The following is a 6000-nucleotide window of genomic DNA, read 5'->3' on the forward strand; positions in this document are numbered from 1 at the left end:
AAGATGTAACCATCTAATTGTATTTTATGAGTAGGGTCATAAACTATAATTGAATTACAGTTGCCGCTTTTCTAACTTTTTCACTCCCAGGGTTTAGAACCAAAATCATTATTTCTTTCTCAAATAAACTACTACAGTTTTCATTTTTATCCTGAAGTGTTTTTGACTTTCTAATATCCACATAGAGAATTACGATCGTAATTTTTCTTAAAATAAGTCATTTGAACTATATTCCCGCCTATCTAAAATTACAGGTAATGGAAAAGTCTAAAGTGACAAAATATATACAAAACATACTCCCGAACATTCCCGAAGACTGGGTAAAATTAACCACACACAGGCTGGATATATATAATGAAGATCTGGCTAAGACAGAGTTTCTGGAGAAGTTTGAGGAATTATACGCCAACAATGATCATAGCGCTGAAAAACTAGCTGAGCTACCAACCGCATATGATTATATACGATTAGGGCATCCACTTTCCTCTATTCTGGAATGGTACGTGGGTAAATTGAATGCTTTGAAATCTGATCATATTATTGGTTTTTCCTCTCAAACTACTCCCCTGTTAGCTGTACTGCGGAAGAATTTATTTGAGAAGAAAAGCACCCGAATTATCTATTCTGAAAATCTTCCGGAACATTTCAATTTTGAGCTTTTCCGAAGTGTCTATGGATATGAATTTGAGACGTTACAGATCAATGAAGGTGAAATACTTCCAGATTTCGATGGTAGTAGCATTTATATCACTTCCAAAGCAGATCTTAAAGACCTGAAAATTGATCAGAATATAGATTTTCTACTAAGTCTTCAGCAGGAACTTGGTAGTGTTATTATTGTAAATGGCAAAAAGAACGCTTCTTATATTTCCGAAATTCAGCACGTACGCAGAAGGGAAACGATCTCGATGACTCCGGCCGATACTCATAAATTGCTACACAATCTTGTAAGCATTTCTTCCGAAGAGAATACGGCGAAAGATGAAGACAACCTTAAAAAAGTGATCGAAGAAGTTCAGAAGATCACCGCGACAAATTCCAAAGTTCTAGTAGGTTCTTGTGGTCTTTCCATGCAGTACGCGATCATGATGGGGCTTATCGATGACGCGATGGCCGAACATCCAGGAAAAGGCATTCGAATTATTGTACCGCCAAACTGTTATGGAGGAACTAATGATCAGGCTCGTCGTGTTGCCGCCTGCATGGAAAACGTTGAGATCATGGATCTTCCAGTAGATGGCGATAATGATATGGTGCAAAGCACCGATAAAGTGCTGACTCAGGCTGCAAATGAAAATGCCGTGCCCTTGATTATTGCTGAAATCCCTACAAATCCACGTGTCGAAGTTCCTGAACTTGAAAAACTACAGGAAGTTCTGGCGAAAACCCGAAAGACTGCAGATGGTAAGGTTGCTGTAGACCCTGTATTTATTCTGGATCAAACCTTTTGCCCGAATGTACAGTTCTGTGGTGAAGACGGTATTCTATCCAGCATCAGAGTAATTTCGTACGTAAGCGGATCCAAATTCCCGAGTGGTGGAAAATGTACCGCCGGCTATGCTGTGGCAAATCAAAAAGCTGCCGAATTGATGGATAAGATCGATATGCATTTGAAAGTATGTGATAATGAAGCAACCTCTATGCAGGTCGAAATTCTGGCGGAACAATTACCGTCCATGAATCAAAGAATTACAGAAGCCTACAAGAATACCCGTGAATTTGTAAATTTCATCAAATCTGAACTTCCCGAAGCAAAGATCAATTTTGTTTCTGAAGAGTTAGCAGCTGCTGGTTTTACTCCTTCAGTATTTTCTCTCGACCTTCCTACAAAAGGAGAAACCGCTGCAGATCGTGAATCTTATAAAAGGTCCCTGAACCAAAAACTGATCAATATGATGATCACCAGGATTCCTGAAGAAAGCAAGTATTGTGTAAGTTACGGCCAGTTAAAAGGATGTTACTGGACGATACCTGCGACCTCCACTCAGGGTACTACAAAGGAAGATGACAAGGATTATATCGCCCGGGTTTCAGTTTCACCAGACCTTGACCTGGAGATGCATAAAAAAGTATTTTCTCAGTTCGTAGAAGATATCAAATAAAGCTATAGCTTATTTAGTTAAAGATCCGGTAAGAAATTAAATCTTCATACCGGATCTTTTGTTTTGATAGTAATGCTACTTCAGCTCTAAACCGATTCCAATTTTCTCCAGTAAATAAGGGTTATGGTCGATCACCAGAATATCATTTTCAATACTTAGATCTTTCAGAATCTTTAGGAGCAAATCTATATCTTCATAATGTAAGCCAGTGCTAGGCTCATCAAGTATATACAGTACATCCTTACTACCTTGCAAAAGCCAGTTCAGCAACAATAGACGCTGCTTCTCTCCTGAAGACAGGCTTTGGATAGGCTGATCCAAGTTTAAATGACCAAGACCTATTTCCTCAAGTTTTTCCAGAGCCTCCCATAATTTCTCAAGTTCACCATGTTGCATCAACCAGACTTTAAAGCCATGAAGATCCAGATTAAGGACCTTAGCAATATTCTTGTTATAAATCTTATATTCCAGAATTTCTGGTTTGTACCGCTGTCCCTGGCAGGATTCACAGGTTTCCATAGCATTCGCAGTAACATCAAGACTCGTTTCCACGTAGCCCTTGCCTTTACAATCGGGACACTGACTCGTCTTCGTTTTATAAGAGAAATCTTTAGGTTTCAATTTCGAATTTTCAGCAAAGATCTTTCCAATTTCCTTTAGAAAATCCAGGTAAGAAACCAATAAGGTGGCAGAATGTGATCTTAATTTCTTTGCCTCAAAATAATGTGCATTATTATAATTTTCAGGATATGCTATCTGCTCGCAATAAACTGGTTTTTGATTTCTAATAGAAGGGATAATGATGTCCTTAACCAATGTTGTCTTACCAATCCCACTTTTCCCGCTAAGTGCGGTGATCCCTCCAACTGGAATTTCCAAAGAGTTGCGTTGCAAAGTATAACGCGAAACTCCTTTTATTTCAATTTTGCGCTCACTTTCAGAAGTAAACTCGAATCCGGCATCTTGTCTTTTGAAATAGGCATGGGTACTTTCTTTCTTTACAAAGTCTTCTGGAGTTCCCTGGAAAGTAATTTGTCCGCCATTTTTCCCAGCCTTTGGACCAATTTCAATCAGCTCAGTCGCAGCCTCTATGATCTCCTTATTATGTTCTATGACAAGTACAGTATTTCCTTTGGCTACCAATTCCTTTAGAATTGCTATAAGATCTGGAATATTATGTCCTGAAAGTCCTGCGGAAGGTTCATCAAGCAGATAAGTAACACCCTTTAACGGACTATTTAACTGCGTGATCAAAGCCACCCGTTGGTTTTCCCCACCAGATAAACTTTGAGATTTTCGATTTAACTGAAGGTGATCTATATGTAGCTGAGTAGCCCTATGTATAGTATTTTTAAGAAATGGCTGAATCTTCTCAACTAATTCCTGATCGATTTCCAGATAAGTGTTTGCATTCTGAATCCACTGTTCAAGCCCGTAAAAATCAAGGTTCTTGATCTCGCGAATAGACAGGCCACCAATCTCAAATTTCAATCTTTCCGGTTTGAGTCCACTTCCGAAGCAATTGCTACAAATAGCCGGTGTAAACAGAGCGGTTAAATTTTCAATGAATTTGTTTTTTCGGGTTTTATAATATTCCTGTTTGAGGTAATTATCCAGGCCTTCCCATTTCATTTTGATCTGCTGAGTTCCTTCCCTGGTTTTGGTTCTGAACTTCCACTGGGTTTCCCAAACTTTTTCTCCGGTTCCTTCGAAAATGATCCTCTTTTGTTCTTCGGAAAATTGGTTGAACATAGTATTGCGGTCAAAACCATGTTCCTGCCCTACTTTTTCGAGTATTGCCATATATTGGCTGTCTCTCTGCCCATAATAGGCAAGCGCCTTATTATGTTCGAAAACTCCTTCTGAAATACTTAAATTAATGTCGGGTGCAAGCTTCTTAACATCTGGTAGCAGTTCTTCACCCAGCCCGTCACAGATCTTACATTTACCAAGTTCGTGATTATTGGAAAAATGACTGGCTGAAAGTTCTTCCCCCTCAAATTCAGCCTTACGGGAAAAAGCAAATCTTAAAAGTTTATCGATACCTGTTTGCTTGGCAAGATCCGACCTGTTTGTAAAATTAGGCACTTTTCGGGTCACACAGATCGTGGGAGTTAATCCGTCAACTTGATCGACTTCCATTTGAAAATTTACCCCAACCCTGGACTGTTGATATGCTGAAAATTGCCTCGTCATCTCCTGCATCCCATACGCATGCACCGTATCTATGAGCAGGGAAGATTTCCCAGATCCCGAGATACCTGTGACCACGCTCAAGCAATTCTTTTGCAATTCAAGATCAAGATCCTTCAAGTAGTGCGTACGCGCTCCCCTAATCCTGATCTTATCTGTCTGCTGGTTCACTAACTCTGGTTTAGAAGATTCCAGAGTAGATTGCGAATTATCGAAATAAGCGTCTGCCTGTAATTTGAAAAGTTCATGGTTTTCAAAACAAACGATACCTGCTGTTTGTTCTTTTAGCTTATGCAAAGCAGTAATTAATTGTCGAACATTACGCTGATGCAGTCCAATACTGGGTTCTTCAAGTATTAAAATATTATCCCTGGAAGGTTTGGCAAAATTCCTGGTCAATTTGATTCGCTGGGCTTCTCCTCCAGATAAGGTATTGGAAGGTTGTCCTAATTTTAAATATTCCAGTCCGAGGTCTTTCATCAGTTTCAGAATATTCAATATTTTCCGGTCTTCTGCGAAAAAATCGATTGCTTCCAGGATGCTTAGATTGTAGATATCTGCAATGTTCTTCCCATTCCATTTAACTTCCAGCACTTCCTTTTTAAAGCGTTTACCTTTACAAACAGGACAAACCTGGTTGATCGTTCCCATCACATTCATGGAAAAACTTATTACCCCTGCACCTTCACATTCTTCACATCTACCTGCTTTATTATTAAATGAAAACGAACCTTTACCTAATTTGCGAGTCTTTGCATCATCAGATTTCGCCAGAAGATCGCGAATTTTATCGGCTAAGCCGGTATAGGTCGCTGGATTGGAACGGGGAGTTTTACCAATGGGCTGATCACTTACAGTAACCAGTTTCAGATCTCTTTCTTCTGAAATTTCCTGAAGCCTCTTTTCGATGGCTTCATTCTTCCGACCAATAACTGTCATTTGGCCTTCTTCTGCAGTTATTGTAGCTACGGAATTACTTAAAACTTCTGAAGAATCCTTTTCCGAAGCATTCATTTCCTCCAGAGTAGGACTGGGAATGGATTCAGATTTTAGAAACTGATCTATTGGACCGTTGAAGATGATCTCTCCTCCTTTGTTTCCAGCTTCAGGACCTAATTCTATGATCCAGTCGGCGGAGCGAATAAAGTCAAGATCATGCTCCACGACCATGACCGTATTTCCCCTGGCGATCAATCTTTGTAGAATATAACGAAGATGCTTTTGATAATTTTCTGCCAGGCCAATGGAAGGTTCATCAAAAATATAAAGTATTCCCTGCAGATTGCTGTTTACCTGTTTGATCAACTTCACACGTTGTGCATCTCCAGAAGAAATCTTAGAGCTTGGCGTACTTAGACAATAATCGCCCATTCCTAACTGTACCAGATCATTAAGCTGTACCTGGATCTTGCTAACAAGGTCCTTTTCTCCACCCTTGAGATCAAGGCTACCTAAGAGTTTATGTAATTCTGAAAGGGGTATATCCATCCATTCCGCAAAATTTCTGTTTTGCCACTTGAATTTCAGGTGATCTGGCTTGATCCTGGCGCCATGGCATGCAGGACAGATACTGGAACTGGCGAACCTTAATATATTCTTATTTCGGTCTCTTCTAAGAATATCCTGCATAATTGGATCGTTTGTAATAGAATTTGTAAGATTACTTACAGCATTATTCTTAAAACATTTTAGACCACTAGTTGAT

Annotated in this window: 2 protein-coding genes; one reads left to right on the top strand and one right to left on the bottom strand. The window is 39.5% G+C overall.

All coding sequences use genetic code 11. The features are described 5' to 3' along the window. Positions 1-257: 257 nt before the first annotated feature. Positions 258-2102, top strand: coding sequence for a PLP-dependent transferase (locus tag QZ620_RS06220; RefSeq protein ID WP_295180084.1), 1845 nt, complete (start codon positions 258-260; stop codon positions 2100-2102). Between the two features lie 75 nt (positions 2103-2177). On the opposite strand, the gene QZ620_RS06225 is transcribed toward QZ620_RS06220, so the two are convergent. Next, a partial coding sequence (locus tag QZ620_RS06225) for an ATP-binding cassette domain-containing protein (protein ID WP_295180086.1) occupies positions 2178-6000 on the bottom strand: 3823 nt, incomplete at its 5' end.

Source organism: uncultured Christiangramia sp. (assembly GCF_913046405.1).
In the GTDB taxonomy this organism is placed as follows: domain Bacteria; phylum Bacteroidota; class Bacteroidia; order Flavobacteriales; family Flavobacteriaceae; genus Christiangramia; species Christiangramia marina.